This is a genomic window from Actinospica acidithermotolerans (assembly GCF_018139625.1).
In the GTDB taxonomy this organism is placed as follows: Bacteria; Actinomycetota; Actinomycetes; order Streptomycetales; family Catenulisporaceae; genus Actinospica; species Actinospica acidithermotolerans.
In genome coordinates this window covers 33,630-48,970 of the sequence record NZ_JAGSOH010000030.1, presented here as the reverse complement: position 1 = coordinate 48,970, position 15,341 = coordinate 33,630, and the positions used below count along the sequence as shown (strand labels likewise).

Annotated in this window: 16 protein-coding genes and 1 pseudogene; 9 read left to right on the top strand and 8 right to left on the bottom strand. The window is 68.8% G+C overall.

The window, feature by feature from the left end:
- The first annotated feature begins 85 nt into the window (after window positions 1–85).
- From KDK95_RS13035 to KDK95_RS36910, 4 genes are read left to right on the top strand one after another with little or no spacing between them, the layout of a single operon-like run.
- Entirely contained in the window at window positions 86–538 is a 453-nt protein-coding gene (locus KDK95_RS13035) for a sigma factor (protein WP_212518383.1), read from the top strand.
- Window positions 538–726, top strand: a complete 189-nt coding sequence (locus KDK95_RS13030; protein WP_307844334.1) for a sigma factor-like helix-turn-helix DNA-binding protein — start codon at window positions 538–540, stop codon at window positions 724–726. Before KDK95_RS13035 ends, KDK95_RS13030 begins: the two co-directional genes overlap by 1 nt.
- Window positions 723–1,526 (top strand): hypothetical protein, encoded by an 804-nt coding sequence (locus KDK95_RS13025; protein ID WP_212518382.1) that lies wholly within the window; start codon window positions 723–725, stop codon window positions 1,524–1,526. Before KDK95_RS13030 ends, KDK95_RS13025 begins: the two co-directional genes overlap by 4 nt.
- Before the next feature lie 29 nt (window positions 1,527–1,555).
- Complete coding sequence (locus KDK95_RS36910; RefSeq protein WP_282971362.1) at window positions 1,556–1,690, top strand: hypothetical protein; 135 nt, start codon at window positions 1,556–1,558, stop codon at window positions 1,688–1,690.
- Window positions 1,691–1,706: 16 nt separating this feature from the next.
- On the opposite strand, the gene KDK95_RS13020 is transcribed toward KDK95_RS36910, so the two are convergent.
- Window positions 1,707–2,729, bottom strand: a complete 1,023-nt coding sequence (locus KDK95_RS13020) for a LacI family DNA-binding transcriptional regulator (RefSeq protein ID WP_212518381.1) — start codon at window positions 2,727–2,729, stop codon at window positions 1,707–1,709.
- A gap of 412 nt (window positions 2,730–3,141) precedes the next feature.
- On the opposite strand from KDK95_RS13020, the gene KDK95_RS13015 reads away from it, so the two are divergent.
- Window positions 3,142–4,842, top strand: coding sequence for an amylo-alpha-1,6-glucosidase (locus KDK95_RS13015; RefSeq protein ID WP_212518380.1), 1,701 nt, complete (start codon window positions 3,142–3,144; stop codon window positions 4,840–4,842).
- A 105-nt stretch (window positions 4,843–4,947) separates the two neighbouring features.
- On the opposite strand, the gene KDK95_RS13010 is transcribed toward KDK95_RS13015, so the two are convergent.
- From KDK95_RS13010 to KDK95_RS12985, 6 genes and pseudogenes are all read right to left on the bottom strand, one after another.
- The gene (locus tag KDK95_RS13010; RefSeq protein WP_212518379.1) at window positions 4,948–6,726 is read right to left on the bottom strand and encodes a cellulose binding domain-containing protein; all 1,779 of its coding nucleotides are present in this window, start codon (window positions 6,724–6,726) and stop codon (window positions 4,948–4,950) included.
- A 152-nt stretch (window positions 6,727–6,878) separates the two neighbouring features.
- Window positions 6,879–7,142, bottom strand: a complete 264-nt coding sequence (locus KDK95_RS13005; RefSeq protein WP_307844333.1) for a CocE/NonD family hydrolase C-terminal non-catalytic domain-containing protein — start codon at window positions 7,140–7,142, stop codon at window positions 6,879–6,881.
- Window positions 7,143–7,161: 19 nt separating this feature from the next.
- Window positions 7,162–7,593 (bottom strand): annotated as a pseudogene (locus KDK95_RS13000) (CocE/NonD family hydrolase); the annotation flags it as partial.
- A 48-nt stretch (window positions 7,594–7,641) separates the two neighbouring features.
- Window positions 7,642–7,908, bottom strand: coding sequence for a hypothetical protein (locus KDK95_RS12995; protein WP_212518378.1), 267 nt, complete (start codon window positions 7,906–7,908; stop codon window positions 7,642–7,644).
- Window positions 7,909–7,983: 75 nt separating this feature from the next.
- Complete coding sequence (locus tag KDK95_RS12990; RefSeq protein WP_212518377.1) at window positions 7,984–8,922, bottom strand: NADP-dependent oxidoreductase; 939 nt, start codon at window positions 8,920–8,922, stop codon at window positions 7,984–7,986.
- Window positions 8,923–8,974: 52 nt separating this feature from the next.
- On the bottom strand, window positions 8,975–9,895 hold the full coding sequence (locus tag KDK95_RS12985) for an NADP-dependent oxidoreductase (protein ID WP_212518376.1): 921 nt from the start codon (window positions 9,893–9,895) through the stop codon (window positions 8,975–8,977).
- Window positions 9,896–10,016: 121 nt separating this feature from the next.
- Between KDK95_RS12985 and KDK95_RS12980 the strand changes: the two genes are divergently transcribed.
- The 3 genes from KDK95_RS12980 (at window position 10,017) to KDK95_RS12970 (ending at window position 13,565) form a co-directional block, all read left to right on the top strand.
- Window positions 10,017–10,586, top strand: coding sequence for a TetR family transcriptional regulator (locus KDK95_RS12980; RefSeq protein ID WP_212518375.1), 570 nt, complete (start codon window positions 10,017–10,019; stop codon window positions 10,584–10,586).
- A gap of 243 nt (window positions 10,587–10,829) precedes the next feature.
- Window positions 10,830–11,822 (top strand): alpha/beta hydrolase family protein, encoded by a 993-nt coding sequence (locus KDK95_RS12975; protein ID WP_212518374.1) that lies wholly within the window; start codon window positions 10,830–10,832, stop codon window positions 11,820–11,822.
- A gap of 435 nt (window positions 11,823–12,257) precedes the next feature.
- Window positions 12,258–13,565, top strand: a complete 1,308-nt coding sequence (locus KDK95_RS12970; RefSeq protein ID WP_212518373.1) for a ricin-type beta-trefoil lectin domain protein — start codon at window positions 12,258–12,260, stop codon at window positions 13,563–13,565.
- A 69-nt stretch (window positions 13,566–13,634) separates the two neighbouring features.
- Here KDK95_RS12970 and KDK95_RS36905 read toward each other — a convergent pair whose 3' ends face one another.
- Window positions 13,635–14,057: a MarR family winged helix-turn-helix transcriptional regulator gene (locus tag KDK95_RS36905; RefSeq protein ID WP_212518372.1), complete on the bottom strand. Its 423-nt coding sequence runs from the start codon at window positions 14,055–14,057 to the stop codon at window positions 13,635–13,637.
- A 180-nt stretch (window positions 14,058–14,237) separates the two neighbouring features.
- Between KDK95_RS36905 and KDK95_RS12960 the strand changes: the two genes are divergently transcribed.
- On the top strand, window positions 14,238–15,338 hold the full coding sequence (locus KDK95_RS12960; protein WP_212518371.1) for a substrate-binding domain-containing protein: 1,101 nt from the start codon (window positions 14,238–14,240) through the stop codon (window positions 15,336–15,338).
- Window positions 15,339–15,341: the final 3 nt, after the last annotated feature.

The following is a 15,341-nucleotide window of genomic DNA, read 5'->3' as shown; positions in this document are numbered from 1 at the left end:
TCGAGGGCGCCGAAAAGTTGCCGGCAACTTTTTCGGAGGCTCCAGGGCACTACAGGTGTCAGGCCAACCGTTTAGGCCATCGAAGGTGATCTTGAAGCTGATGGTTGATGAGCCAGTAACCCGCCCCTGCTATATTCCGCCGGTGATCGATGCGGAAGGCGGGGGCGGGCGTCGCCGTCCGAGCGGGGTCGATGCCGATTTCGCGGCGTTCTTCGCCGAGCACTACAACGAGCTGGCGCGTTTCGCCCTGCTGTTGGTCGGCGAGCATGCGGCGGCCGACGATGTGGCGGCGGAGGCGCTGGCCGAGGCGTGGAAGGGCTGGGCCAGGGTGTCGACGGCGGATCGGCCGCTGGCCTACGTGCGCCGTATCGTGGCGAACATCGCGGCGCAGCGCACCGATCGGATCGTGCGCGAGCGCCGCGGCTGGCGCTTGTGGAGCGGCGGCCGGAGCGAGCAGGCGCCGGGCCGGGACAGTGACGCGTCGGTCGATCTGCAGGCGCGCTGTTGCGGTTGCCGGCCCGCAAACGCGCCTGCATAGTGCTGCGCTACTACTATGACCTCTCCGAGCGCGAGACGGCCTCGACGCTCGGGATCAGCGTGGGCACGGTGAAAAGCCAGAGCTCTCGGGGACTGGAGGAACTCGCAGCGCAGCTGCGCGGTTCGCGCGCCGAGTCGGTCGCGGTCGGTGGCGGGCGCAGGTCGGCGGCGAAGGGAGCGAATCGATGAAGCGCGCAGACGGCGGCTCGCATGACGACGGCGCGTGGCTCTCGGACGCGCTCCGCGACCGGACACGGGGCCACGAGGCGGATCTCGAGCGGATCACGGCGAGGTTCGAGCAGTTGACGACCGGGCAAGCGGCACCCCGCGCACAGCGTCGCCGCCCCCTCGGTCCGATGCGGATGCGGCTGCTCGGGATTCCGCTCGGCATCGCGGCGGCGCTGGCCTCGGCGACGGTGGCTGTGGCGGTCTCGGTCGGCATCGCGGTCTCCGCCTCGCCGCACCCGCGCGCGGTGGTGCCCGTCACCTCGCCGAAGACCTCCGCCCTATCGACGACGGCGGCGCCGAGCTCGCCGAGCACGAGTTCGGCACCGACCGAAGGGGCCACCACGCCCGCCACGACCCGGGCGACCGGAAACGGCGGCGTGACCGGCCGGTTGGCGACGGCGGCGTCGGTGGATGCACACAGCACCGAGTACTGGGTTCAGGAGAACCTCACGGTCACGCCCGCCAGCACTATCAGGAGCCTGCGTATCACCGTCACCGTCTCGGGTGGTTCAGGTGTGGCCTCGACCGGCATCTGGACGACCATCCCGTCCGCGAACCTGGTGACGACGGTGACCCGCGCGTCGGGCGGCCTCGTGTACGAAGTCGCGCTCAAGTCCGGCCAGTCGTTGGGGCCGACCGTCTACCGATTCGGCTTCCAGTTCAACCGCCCGGCGAGCGGCCACGACTTCGCACTCGACACCTACAGCGTCACCGCGACCGCCGCCGACGGAGAGTCGCTGAGCGGGTCCGGAGCCTTCTAGACCGGCACGATCTCCTCGAAGAAGAACTCGTGCTTGAGGAAGGACCGCTCGCACCCATCACGATCACCGTCACCGTCACCGGAACCAAGAACCAAGAACCAAGACCCAAGAACAGCGCTGGCAGCAACGACATCATCGCTCTCGACTCAGCGACCGTGTCGTAGCCAGAGGGAACAGTCGTTAGTCGCGCTCGAGTGTTCGGGCGCGGCTGACGCTGTCCCGCAGCGAGATCGGCGGGGAGAGTAGCAGGTGCTTGGGGGCCGCGGCGCGGTCGGCGATGTACTCGGTCAGCAGCTGGACGGCCTCGGCGCCCATCTGCACGGCGGGCACGTCGGCGGAGGTGAGCGGCGGCTGGAACTCCTCGGCCCAGTGCTGCGCGGCCACGCCGATCAGCGAGAAGTCGGCGGGAACCCGCAGACCCGCTCGCTGCAGCGCGCGCTGGAAGCCGGGCAGCGCCGACTCGTTCACCGTGACCGCGGCGGTCACCTCGGGGTGTTCGTTCAGGATCCGCTCCACGCACGCGTCGCCGGCCGGGGCGTCGTCGGCGCAGGGGTACTCGAATCCGGTCAAGCCGTACTGCGCGACGGCCTGCGCGAAGCCCTGCTGCGCGCGCAGTCCGGGCCCGTAGCCGTCGGCCAGCATCTCGGCGGACCGGTTGATCAGCGCGACGTCGCGGTGGCCGAGGTCGGCGAGATGCTTGACGCAGCGGCCGACGAGGCCCTGGTAGTCGACGTCGACCCACCAGACGCCCTCGGGGTGCGCGGTGTGGCCGATGGTGACGAACGGCATGCCCGCCTTGCGCAGCTGGTCGACGCGCGGGTCCTGCAGCCGGATCTCCATCAGGATCACGCCGTCCACCCGCCGGCCGTCGATCAGCCTGCTGAACGCGGGCGCGTGCGTGTCGCCCGACGGGGAGAGCAGAACGTCCAGGTCGGCCTGCGAGGCCGCCTCGAGCACGCTCGCGACGAACTCCAGCTGCATGTACGTCAGACGGCGCACCGGCGGCGGGATGACCAGGCCGATCGTGCGCGTCCTGCCCTCCTTCAGGGCGCGCGCCGCCGCGTTCGGCCGGTAGTCGAGTTCGTCGATCACCTGCTGGATGCGCGCCTTGGTCTCCGGCGAGACGTGCCGCTTCCCGCTGAGGGCGTAGGAGACGGTGCTGCGCGAGACCCCCGCGCGCTTGGCGATCTCGCCGATGTTCATGCGGCCCTCCCGTGCGCGGCGCGCCCCCGGCCCGTCGCGGCGGGGCGAATCGATTCGGATCAGTGTAGGCAGCCTGGTCGCGGCGGTCAACGAAACGGTGCGCTCGCCCCTGGTGTTGACGGGCCGCGTTGTGCGTCTTATCGTCTGTCGAACCGATTCGCCAAATCGGTTCGATAAGCCGCCCGATCCACGTTCACCCGACGAACTCGAGGATGCGCCGTGGACAACCGCTCGACCCTCTCCGCCGTTCCTGCAGCTCGGCTTCCTGGGCAGCGTCGGCGGGCTGATCGTCGCGGACCCGTCGTCGCCTCGGTCCCCGCCACGATCCTGCTTGTCCCCGCCCAGAAATTCGTCTCCGCCGATGTCACCGCCGGCGCGGTCAAAGACTGACGGACACACGGAAAGCCCCCTGATGAACCACGCCACACCGCCCGCGTTCGATCTGCGCGACATCCCGTTCAGCTACTACGGATCCTGGTTCGCCCTGTCCCCGGTCGTCGGAAATGCGCGCCGCGCGGAAGACGTCCACCTCGTCTCGCATCAGCAGGGCATGCACCCGATCCTCGCCCTGCGTTGCGCGGGCGCACGGGTCGAGGCCACGGCATCCCGGCTGAGCTGGATCACCGACGCAGGGCGCATCGACGCCGCGTACGAGTCCGCTGACACCCTGCGACTGTGCGGCGCCAACCTGAGCCTCGAGATCGCGGCGGCGGCGCCGGAGCTCACCCCATTCAGCGGCACCTACCTCTACCGCGATCCCGTGGACGGCTCGCACGTCTTCACCAGCTACGAGACCGGCAGGCGCTACCGGATCACGCTGCTCGACGGCTCGATCGCGACCGAGACCGGCGACCAGGCCCTCGGCGCCGCGGCACGCGCGTTGACGACGTCCATGGATTGGGAGATCGCCATCGAGGAGTATCAAGCGGGCCGCCCCGCCTACACTCCGACCGACGCGTTCCCGGTCGTCGAGAAGCGCGTGGCAACGGAGTTCGCCGCGTTCGCCGACCGGGTCGCGCCGTGGCGAGGCGAAAACACGCCGGCCGGCGAGCTCGCCGCCTACGTCCTGTGGTCCGCGACCGTCGCTCCGGCCGGGTTCCTCGCCCGGCCCGCGGTCCTGATGTCGAAGCACTGGATGGACAAGGTCTGGAGCTGGGACCACTGCTTCAACGCGATCGCCCTGGCCGAAGGCGAACCCGAACTTGCCTGGCATCAGTTCAGCCTCCCGTTCGACCACCAGGATCCGGCCGGCGCGCTGCCCGACTCCGTCACCCACTCCGAGGTGCTCTACAACTACGTCAAGCCTCCTATCCACGGCTGGGCGCTGGGCCTGCTCCGCGAACGCCTCGGCAGCGGCGCGGAGACCGCGTCCGAAGAGACCTACCGGCGCCTCGAACAGTGGACGACTTACTGGCTCGGCCGTCGAGCGCCGGGTTCGCCATTCCCGCACTACCACCACGGGAATGACAGCGGGTGGGACAACGCCACCTCGTTCGATCCGGCGCGCGTGATCGAGAGCGCCGACCTCTCGGCGTTCCTCATCCTGCAGATGCGCGAACTGGCCACGCTCGCCGTCGACCTCGGCCGCACTCAAGCCGCCGCGCACTGGACCGCCGAAGCAGCCACGCTTCTCAAGGCCCTGCTCGACCTGCTGTGGACCGGCGACCGATTCAGTGCACGTATCGTCGAGAACGGCGAAGCGCACACCAGCGACAGCCTGCTCGACGCGATGCCGATCATCCTCGGCGAACTCCTGCCCGAGCACGTCGCGTCGGCGCTCGCCAGCCGGATCGAGCGCCACGTGACCGAATTCGGCCCGGCCACCGAACCGGCCGACTCCCCGCACTACGCCGCGGACGGCTACTGGCGCGGCCCGATCTGGGCGCCGTCGACACTGCTGATCGAGAACGGCCTGCGCCGCGCCGGCCACATCGGCCTCGCCGACCGGATCAGCCTCCGCTTCCGTCGCCTGTGCGAGACCTCCGGCTTCGCAGAGAACTTCGACGCCGAGACCGGCGCCGGACAACGCGACCTCGCCTACACCTGGACCGCCAGCGCCTACCTCATCCTCGCCCGCGACGCGCAGCGGCGTGGCACCCAGTCACCGCTGTGATCGACAGCAGCTACCTCCGCCACATACATAGAGGGTGACTTCCGCCGCAAAGCCCGCAGGTGCCCGCCCCATGCTCGGGCGGGCACCTGTCTGCCTATCGGTCGGTCAGCCGCTACACCGGACGCCGTTGAGGGCGTACCAGGTTGGTTGGGCGACGTTCTTGCCGGAGCCGGCGGTGACGAAGCCGAAGGGCAGGGTGCCTCCCGCGGCGATGGTCTTGTCGTAGCTCACGGCCTGGGCGGTGACGGTGGTGCCGTCCTGGCTGTGGGTCAGGTTCCAGCTGTTGACGACGTGGGCATTGGCCGGGAGACCGAAGGTGATCTTCCAGTTGCTGGTCGCGGGACCGTTGTTCGTGATCCTGACGTTCTCGGTGTAGCCGCCGTACCAGGACGCTGCGGGGCCGGCGGTCACGGTGCACGACGGGTTGGGAGCTGCGCCGGAGGCGGAGAGCTTCAGGATCGTGATGGAGTAAGCGGGCAAGGTCAGTCCGTTCGCGTTCAGCCCGTTGACCGGCTGAAGCTTCTTGCTCGCATCGCTGAACTGCTCGGCGGAGGTGACGCCGGCCGGGTTGAACCCCGCGTAGGAGATGCTGACCGGCTCGCTGGTCTGGGCGCTGTGGTTGACGAGCATGAGGTTCAGGCCGGTAGCGGTCTTGACCGCGTAAGACGTGACCGCGGAGTTCGAGCTCGTAGTACCGACCATTTGAGCGCCGGGCGTGGCGAAACCGCCCAAGGCCTGAAGTCCGTAGTAGGCGGGGAACGGGGTGTTGGCTGCGGGTTCGCACACACCGCCGGAGCAGCCACCGCTGGAGAGGAGGCCTCCGTCGCCGTATTCGGTGAGGCCGTCGGGCAGCCTGCTACTGGTCGAGCCGGGTCCGTTGTGCAGGTCCCACCAGTCAATGTTGTCGACGCCGTTCTCCAGGAACGTCATGTAGGTGTCGGCGGCGTAGAGGGCAGCCGGGACGGAGTCGTACTCGTAGCTTGAGTCCGTCTCGGTAATCATGATCTGGACGTTCGCCGCGTTGCTGCCCGCATACTGGTTGATCTCGGCGCGGGTGTGCGAGACGAGCGAGGCGATGTTCTTGTACTGGCCCAGCAGGTCCGCCTCGGACTTCGAGGTCGGGTAGTAGTGGATGATGACGAAGTCGAGCTTTGATCCGTCCCTCTTCAGGACCGTGCTGTTCCAGTCCGCGGTGTCGCCGTACTGGGTGGCGATCAGGCCGTCCGGCCAGCTGTTGTAGGTCGTCAGCACGGCGCCGACCTTGATGCTCGGGTCGACGGCCTTCATCTGAGTGATGTAGTCGGCGATGTTGTTCGCGTAGGTGGTGGCGCCCTTGGGCTTGGTGTTGTGCTCCCACTGGGTGCCGTAGGTTCCGTCGCCGGGGATCTCGTTGCCGAGTTCCCAGTACTTGATCCCGTAGTGCTTGGTGACGTTGGCGTACTTGACCCAGGCAGCCGCCTCGGCCGCGGTGCCGGAGCCGTAGTTGACGGTGATGATCGGGCTCGCGCCGGTCTTCTGCGCAATGCGCATGAAGTCGTCGAACCCGTTGGACGGATTCGCGTAGCCCAGGCCGTCGACGGTCGTGTTCGTCTTCCAGTGATAGGCGTCCGCGGTGGAGCCGCCGGGGTAGCGCAGCGCATCGACGCCCGCGCCGGTGATCGCCGGGATCACCGCGCTGTCGTTGAGGTGACCGTCGAAGGTGGCCGTGTTCAGGCCGTTCGCGACGCTCGAGACGGTGCCCAGATGCTGGGCCGCGTTCACATCGATCGCGATCGTGCTACTCGCCTTCGCGCCCTGGGCGAGCAGGAAGCCGCCCGCGGTCAGTGCGAGCACGGCGGGTACGCCGGCGGCCACGGCGAATCGGCGTCGGGATATACGGGGCATGGATTCTGCGGGACCTTCCGTCCGGATGAGGATGAGCGTCGCCCGGTGGACGCGCACCCCCTAGTGGGCCGCAGCCCGTCGAAAGGTTGCCGTCTTCAGTTCCTGGGCATCGCGGGGCGGATCCAGCGTGAGGTACAAGACTCGGCCTGCCTTCAGCGGGCGAGGGGAAGGTGGATACGCAGGCCGTTTTCGCCGCCGACTACGACCCCTTGATGGGCGCGGAGAATCTGGGTGGCCGTCCCGGTCGGGTCGCCGTTGCCGAGATTTCGGTTGTAGTAGGGGTGGGCGCCGCTGGACACCAGGAGACGGATGCGGTGGCCGGCCGCGAAGCGATGACCGACGGGGCCGAGATAGACTTCGCCGGGCACGCCGTCGGTGAGGCCGGGATCTGTGATGCGAAGGATGCCGTCAGCCACGCTCTGCACCTGCCCATCTTCATGGACATCCAGGACCCGTAGGAACAGGGTCGTCCAGCAGTTCGGCGAAGTTCAGGGGCTGCCAGTGGGGGTCGGCGCCGTCGTGGGCGAGGCGCTCTTGGTAGAAGTCGAGGGTTTTGCCGGTCGCGGCGATGTCCGCCTGGTTCAGCGGTAGGTGGTTGTACAGGTTCTCGCTGACCGCGGCGCCGTTGGCCTGCTGAATAGCGGTCCAGCTCAGGGCCAGTTCGAGGCCGAAGCCGCCGCCGGGGTACCAGGAGCTGATCCGGTCGGTGCTGTACATCGCGGTGGAGATCGCCTTCAGGCTGGCGGGCCGCGTGGAAGCGGTGGCCCAGGAGGTGAAGGCGTGATAGCTGGCGCCGTTTAGGCCGAGGCGTCCGTCGAACCACGGCTGCTGCTCGATCCAGCGGACGGTGGCGGCGCCGTCGGCGGCTTCGTCGAAGTACGAGGTGCTGGCACGGGTGGTCTGAAGAAGGCATGCCTATCCATGGGACGCCCAGGCGATTACCTCACCCATGTAGAAAGCGGCGACCTCGGGCGGGAATGAGGCGGGGTTGTAGGGCGTGCGCATGAGGACGGCCGGCACCGTGCCAGCGCCTGCCGGAAAGGCGAGGGTGCCGGTGAGTTCGAAGCCGTCATCGCCGGTGACGATCAGTTGGTCGGTGAGCTCGACACCATACGGGCCGAGCGGGCCGTAGTGCTGCTCGATCGCCCGCAGCCGCTCTTGGTCAACGGTCGTGGTGCCCATGAGGTTCTCCTCATGGAGGCCCAGCGGGCCGCTGGAGGGCCGCCCGGCCGGCGCAGCCGGGTCCGGCCGGTTGGTTCATCGTGGCGTGATGATCAGCTTCCCCCGCTTGGCCGCACCGCCTTGTTCGAGCTCGGTGAGCGCCGGGATGGCCTGCGACAGCGGGACGGTGCGGGAGATCGGCAGCCGCAGCGTGCCCTGGCCGGCGGCCTGCGCGACCTGTTCGAGGTCTTCGGTGACCGGCTTGGCCGCGAAGGCGTGGAACGGCCCGGGCAGGGCAGTTCTCAGGAGGTTCGCCGGCGAGGGCAGGACACTGACGATGCGGCCGCCGGGCTTGAGCAACGTGCGTGCGGCCTTGACCGGTAGCGAGTGGACGCCGCCGGCGTCGAGGACCAGGTCGAAGCGTCTAGGCAGCGAGGCGGGATCGAAGTCGAAATCGACGACGGGGTCGACGCCGAGGTCACGCGCTTCCGGCCGGGCGGAATCTCGGCAGCTGCCGGCGACCGTGGCCCCATGCGCCATAGCCATCTGCACGGCGGAGCGGCCGACCCCGCCGAGACAGCTGTGCACGAACACGGCCTGGCCCGCGCGCAGGTTTCCGTGCTTGACCAGGGCCTGCAGGGCGGTGATCCCTACCGTCGGGAGTGCGGCGGCGTCCTCGAACGAGAGGTCCGCGGGCTTGTGCACGACGTCCTGCTGCCGGGCGACGACCACCTCGGCGAACGCGCCCGCGGACTTCAGTCGCATCCCGCCGAGCACTTCGTCACCGACGTGCACTCGGGTGACACGGTCGCCGATCGCTTCGACGACGCCCGCGAAGTCATAACCCATCGCGCGCGGAAAGCGCCGGCCGGTCACGGCCTTCATGCGGCCGGCGCGGATGCCGAAGTCCATGGGGTTGGCCCCGGCGGCGTGCACCCGGACCAGGACCTCGTCGGCACCGGGCGGGGCCGGCTCGAAGTCTTCGAGCCGCATGACTTCCGGGCCGCCGTACTGGTGGTATTGGATCCGCTTCATCGTCGTCCTCCATCTATTCGTGCTTTTATATTAGGAAGCTTGCTGGCTTCGGTCACAGCGTGACCACGACCTTGCCGTGCACGTGGCGTCCGGCCTGGAGCGTGACGGCGTCGCGGATCTGCTCGACCGGGTAGCGCGCGGCGATCGGGACGCTGAGCCGGCCGGCCAGGATCGCGTCGGTGACCTGCTGGACGGCGTCCGGCGCCGCGTCGAAGCCGCCGGTGGCACGGACGCCGCCGGGAGGGTTGGGGCCGGCGGCGATCGTCGCAATGCGCTCGGGGGCCACACCGAGGGCCAGCGCGGCCTCCACGGTCTCCGTGCCGAACAGGTCGGCCGCCGCCGTCACCCCGCCGGGAGCCAGCGCCCGCACCCGATCGGCCAGCCCGGAACCGTAGGCCACGGGCTCGGCGCCCAGCTTGCGCAGGGCGTCGAAGCTGCCCGGCGAGGCGGTGCCGATCACCTTCGCGCCGGCGAGGACCGCCAGTTGCACGACGAACACGCCCACGCCGCCGGCCGCGCCGCCGACCAGGACGGTATCGCCGGAGCGCACGCCGATCGCCGTCAAGGCGGCGACCGCGGTGAGGCCCGCCACCCCGAGCGTGCTCGCCACCACGTCGCCGATGCCCTCCGGTGTATGCCACAGCGAGCCGGCGGCAGGCTGGACCACCACGAAGTCGGCAACCGCCTTGCCGAGGGCGCCGCCGTAGACGCGGTCGCCCACGGCGAACCCCGTGACGCCTTCGCCAGCCTGGTCGATCACCCCGGCGAAGTCGGAGCCGAAGCCGGACGGCACCGTGATGCCGAACCGCGCCGCCGCCTCCGGTCGTGCCGCGATGCCCCAGTCCATCGGGTTCAGCCCGGCGGCCGTCACCCGGACCCGGACCTCCCCCGGGCCGGCGTGCGGCTCCGGAACCTCCCGCACCTCCAACACTTCGGGACCCCCGAACTTCTCGAAGATGACAGCTCGGCTCATGCGGACCTCCCACGGAACAGTGACGGGACTTGGTTCCCTCACCGCTCACGCTAGCACAAGTGACGGAACTTGGTTCTCTCACTGCCTCAAACGAGGGAACCAAGTCCTGTAAACTGCGCTCATGGCTCGCTGGGAACCGAACGCCCCCGAACGGCTCGCTCAAGCCGCCCTCGACCTGTTCACCGAGCGCGGCTACGAGAACACCACCGTCATCGACATCGCGCAGCGCGCGGGGCTCGGGAAGACCACCTTCTTCCGGTACTTCCAGGACAAGCGGGAAGTACTCTTCGGCCGCGGCGCGGTGAACGAACTAATCACCAACGCGATCGCCGCGGCGCCGGACGACGCCACTCCGCTCGAAGCGGTCGCCCACGCACTCGACGCGGTCGGCAGGGAAGTCTTCACGCCCGCCCGCCGCGAATTCACGGCCCGCAGACGGGCGGTAATCGCCGCGCATTCCGAGCTGAGAGAACGCGAAGCGCTCAAGAACCTCGGCCTCATCGCATCGATGACCACTGCGCTCGAGCAGCGCGGCGTACCCGACCTGACCGCTCGTGTAGCCGCGAACCTCGGCGCCCTCGCCTCCGCGATCGCCGATGAACGCTGGGCCCAGGCGACCGACGGCGACGACTTCAGCAAGCTCGCCCGGCAAGCACTCGACGACGTGCAGGCATCCACATCCCTCTGCTGACGCCGCGTCCGCCTTGCACAGGACGGGCATGGCTGCAACGACCGTCGGACCCGACTGCACGACCGGGCGCGACGCCATCGGCGTCCCGGCCCGAGACGGCGAGGTGCCCGGTGCGATGAAGTTCATCTACGCCGACTTCAGGCCCGTCCACGGGCACCCTCGTCGCCGGATCGGGCGACGTGACGCACGAGGCTCCTCGCTTGTTGTTCGTCCGCCATGAAGAACGCAAGCCGAGGAGCCTCGATGGTCACCTATCGCACCCAGTATTCCGACAACGCGGTCGCCCTGGCGGCCGGGTGGGTCATGGTCGAGCCGGGCGCGCGCGGGCACGACCTGGTGAACTCGCACGGGGACTACGACGGGGTCGCGCCGGCCGCGATCGTGGACTTGAAGGCCGCGACCCGCTACCTGAAGTTCAACGCGGGCCGCGTTCCCGGCAACACCGAGCAGATCGTGGTGACCGGCCTCAGCGCGGGCGGGGCGCTGGCGGCGCTGCAGGGCGCGTCCGGGGACGTCGCCGCGTACGACCCCTACCTCGAGGCGATCGGGGCGGCTCCGGCGAGCGACTCCGTATGGGGTGTGGCGTCCTACTGCCCGATCACCGACCTCGACCACGCCGACCGCCCCTACGAATACTGCTTCGGCACCCTGCCGGTGGGCGGCAGCACCGGCGACGAGGTCGACCAGACCCTCTCGGCCGAACTCATCGAACTGTTCCGCCAGTACCAGGACGGGCTGAATCTGAGCTACCGGGGCTTCGGCGCGCTGAGCGCCGACAACTACAGCGAGTTCCTGCTCAAGCAGTTCCTGCTGCCCGCGGCGACTCGGTACCTGTCCTCGCTGACCGACGCCGAGGTCGAGGCCTACCTGGCCGCCAACCCCGGCATCAGCTACGCGAACGGGCAGGCGCAACCCCAATCGGGCGCGCAACTGGTTCCTGCGCGTCGGCACCATCGACACCAACACCTCCCCGGTGATCATGGCGAACCTCGCGGCGATCACCCAGGGCCTGGGCGACACCGTGAACTCCTCCATGTACTGGGACGCCAACCACGCCTCCAACTACGACGGGCCCGAGTGCATCCAGTGGTTCTCAGACCTCGCCCACCACCAGCCTCCGGCCGTCTGGCGCCGCAAGTTCTAACACATCGACGCCGTGGCTTTCACTCACCTCATCCGAGATCGCGAGGCGAAGCGCGTAACGGGCTGGAAATAAAATGCTACGCCGCGCCCTGATCCAATTCCCGGGCATGTCATTACTTTGCGCAAGCAGAAGGTCACTGCGAAATCCGTAGCCCAAGGGCGCTCCGCTGACGATTCCACAGGAACGTGGCAGGGCGCCGAACCTTCGTAAGGGCTGGAGCACGGGCCCAGTGGCCAGCACGATGAGCGCTGCTAGCGACCCGCCCCGGCGGCTCGCCGGCAGGCTTCGGATTTCGTCGAATAGCGCGTGAGTTTATCTCGTCATCTTTTTGCGTCCTCAGGACAGTGAGACGAGTTCCAGTAAATTTTAATCAAAACACGATGATGTGACTCCTCGGTTCTATTGTGAGCGCTCCCAGGGTGCGTTTATGCTCCCCTCAACTTCGGGTCGGCGGCCCGTCTATGAGCGCGGTCCGCCCTACCCGGGATTCGTTATGATCTGCCCACCGATTGCAAGGAGTTCATTTCGTGCTGTCCTTTTCGGGCACTCGCCGCTTCACGCGATTACCGCTGCGAGCGTTCCTCATCGCAGCGCTGGCCTTCGCGCTGTCCTGCGCCGCACTCGACACGACCGCTCCCCGGCAGAACACGGCCGCGCCCCGGATCTCGGTCGCCCAGCTCTGCGACCAGTCCGTAACGGCGGTCGCTGCCGCCTACCGCACCCGGGCCGAGTCCACGTCGACCGGGGCTGACGTCCAGCCTGCCGCCTACACCTCCACCACTCGGCAGACGAACACGCTGAACGCCGCGCGCCGGCAGGCGAGCGCGAACTGCGAGCGCAGACTCAACGCGCTGCAGACCGGCTGGTCGTACCTCTCGGCCCGCGCCGTGGAGATCGCCGTGGACGCGGTCGTGACCATTCTGGCCGCGACGACGATCTGCTACTTCGCCCCCGCCTACTGCGGATGGGGGGTGCGCTTCGCCAGCTTCGCCGGCGGCTTCCTCGGGTCGATGGCCTTCCAGTACCTGACCGACGGAACCCTCAACTGGAAGAGCGTCGGCTACGCCTTCCTGGACGCGGCCGTCTCGATGCTCTCCTTCTCCGGTCTGGACAAGCTCTCGGAAAGCTACATCGAAAAGGGCGTGACGAGCACGTTCCGCCAGGCGGGCGGGGCCGTCGCCTCCGTGGCGAACCGGATCGGCGGCCTGGGCTCCGGCTTCATCAGCTACATCCAGAACGCGGCGGACTGGATCAACACCAACGTCCTGGTCGCGGCCGGATGGGCGGGCCCGGTCCCCGTCGCCTACCACGGCGGCGCATCGATCGTCCCCGCCGCCGTCGCCACGAAGAGCGCCACCGACGTGGAGATCCGGGCCGTCGCGGACAACTGGAGCTCCGATACCGGCATCGACCACCAGGACCTGCACTCCGGCAGCGGCACCAGCGAGTACTACACCTGGACCATCACGAAACTGGGCGGCACCAACAGCGACGGTGCCATCGGCTACGCGATATCCCAGGGCAACCAATGCCTCACCCCCTCCGGCGGCAACTACAGCAAGGTCAACCTCGCCGCCTGTGACTGGAGCAGGAACTCCAGCCAGTGGTGGTACTTCGACGGCAGCGAGATCATGTCCACCAACGGCGAATGCCTGGCCGAAGGACAGGACGGCAACCGGTGGCTGTCCAACTGCGACGGGCTGAACTACGTCGTCAACGCGAACAGCGGCGCCAACGACGACCAGTTCCTCGTCACACCCTCCACCCACGGCACCCCGTACCACGACACCGTCGCCGCCGAGACGGCCGACTGGAAGACCTACGCCACCGACTGAGTACCCCTCCGCGACACGAGCACAATCCTGGGCCGGTGGCACGCATCACCGGCCCAGGGCCGAACTGTGTCAGGCCCCGGCCAGGCGTCGGCGGGCGCGGTTCAGCAGGGTTGTGAGCAGAACTGCTTCCTCGCTGCCGAGTGCGGAGAAGATGCTGTCCTGTTCGTGCTCGACCACTGCCGTCCAACGGCTCAGGGCCTCGGTACCGCGCTTCGATGCGAACACGAGAACGCGCCGCCGGTCCTCGTCGTCCACCCGGCGCAGGACGAGGTTGAGGGACACCATGCGATCGACCACCTTGGTCAGGGTGGGCGGCGAGAGCAGGGCGAATTCGGCGATCTCGGTCATCGCGCGCCCGCTGCCGTCGCCGAGGAACGACAGTACGCGCCACTCCTCAAGTGTGGCGCCCTGGGCTTTGAGTGCCTCGCCGAGCCTCGCCACCACGCTGCGCTCCACGAGCGTAAGCGTCCGCGCGAAGTCGAGTTCGGACACGGCCGTCGCCGAAGTCGTCGTCATCACCCTGCCCAAGGATCGTCGGTGCCGTTGCGTCCCCGGTCGCGGCACGCCGCGGGTGGGGTGCCGAGCCACTTTGCAGGGAGTGGCTCCACGATAGCGCGATTTCCTTTCGCTGCGAAATGTTGTCGTAGCAAGCAATGGCTATCTTGGGTACCTATGATCGAGAAGGCCCCCTTCCGGCTCCGCGTCCCGGCAGCCTCCCGGACCGGTGACGAGCTGACCGTCGCCGTCGTGATTCCGCTGCAGGGGCCCGCCGGCATCTTCGGCCCGTCGTGCGAGTGCTGCGCCCAGCTCGCCGCCGAGGAGGTCAACGCGCAGTCCGGCGTGCTGGGCAGGGAGCTGCGGCTGGTGCTCGTCGACGGCGGCGCGCCGCCCGCGCAGGTCGCGGCCGAGGTCGACGCGCTGATCTCCGGCGGCGTGGTCGACGCGGTGGCCGGATGGCACATCTCGGCCGTCCGCGAGGTCGTCGCCCCGCGCATCGACGGCCGGGTGCCGTATGTCTACACCGCGCTGTATGAGGGCGGCGAGCGCTCTCCGGGCGTGTTCCTGACCGGCGAGACCCCGAACCGCCAGCTGCGGCCGGCGCTGCGCTGGTTCGCGCGCGAGCTCGGTATCCGGCGTTGGACGATCGTCGGCGACGACTACGTCTGGCCCCGCACCTCCGCCCGCGCCGCTCACCGCTACCTGCGCGAACTCGGCGGCGAGGTGTGCGACGAGATGTACGTGCCGCTCGGTACCACGGACTTCGGCCCGGCGCTGGCCCGGGTCGCGGCCAGTGACTGCGAGGCCGTCCTCATGCTGTTGATCGGGGATGACGCCGTGCTGTTCAACCGCGCGTTCACCGGCGCCGGACTCGACCGCGACCGCCTTCGGTTCAGTTCTCTCATCGAGGAGAACGTCCTGCTGGCGACCGGGCCGGAGAACACCAGGGGCCTGATGACGGCGGCCGGCTACTTCGAGGACCTGCCCACCAGGTCCAGCCTGGACTTCGCCGCGGCCTACGGCCGCCGCTTCGGGCCGCGGGCACCGGTGCTCAACAGCCTCGGCGAGTCCTGCTACGAGGGCGTTCGCCTGCTCACCGAACTGCTGCGCAGAGCGGGCTCCACGGATGTGCCCCGCATCCAGGCGACCGCTGAGGGCCTGGAGTACGAGGGTCCGCGCGGCACGGTCCAGGTGCGCGACCGCCATCTGGCGCAGCCTGTCTTCCTCGCCGCCGCGGACGGACTGAGCTGGGACGTGCTCCAGCAGCTGTCGTAGTCG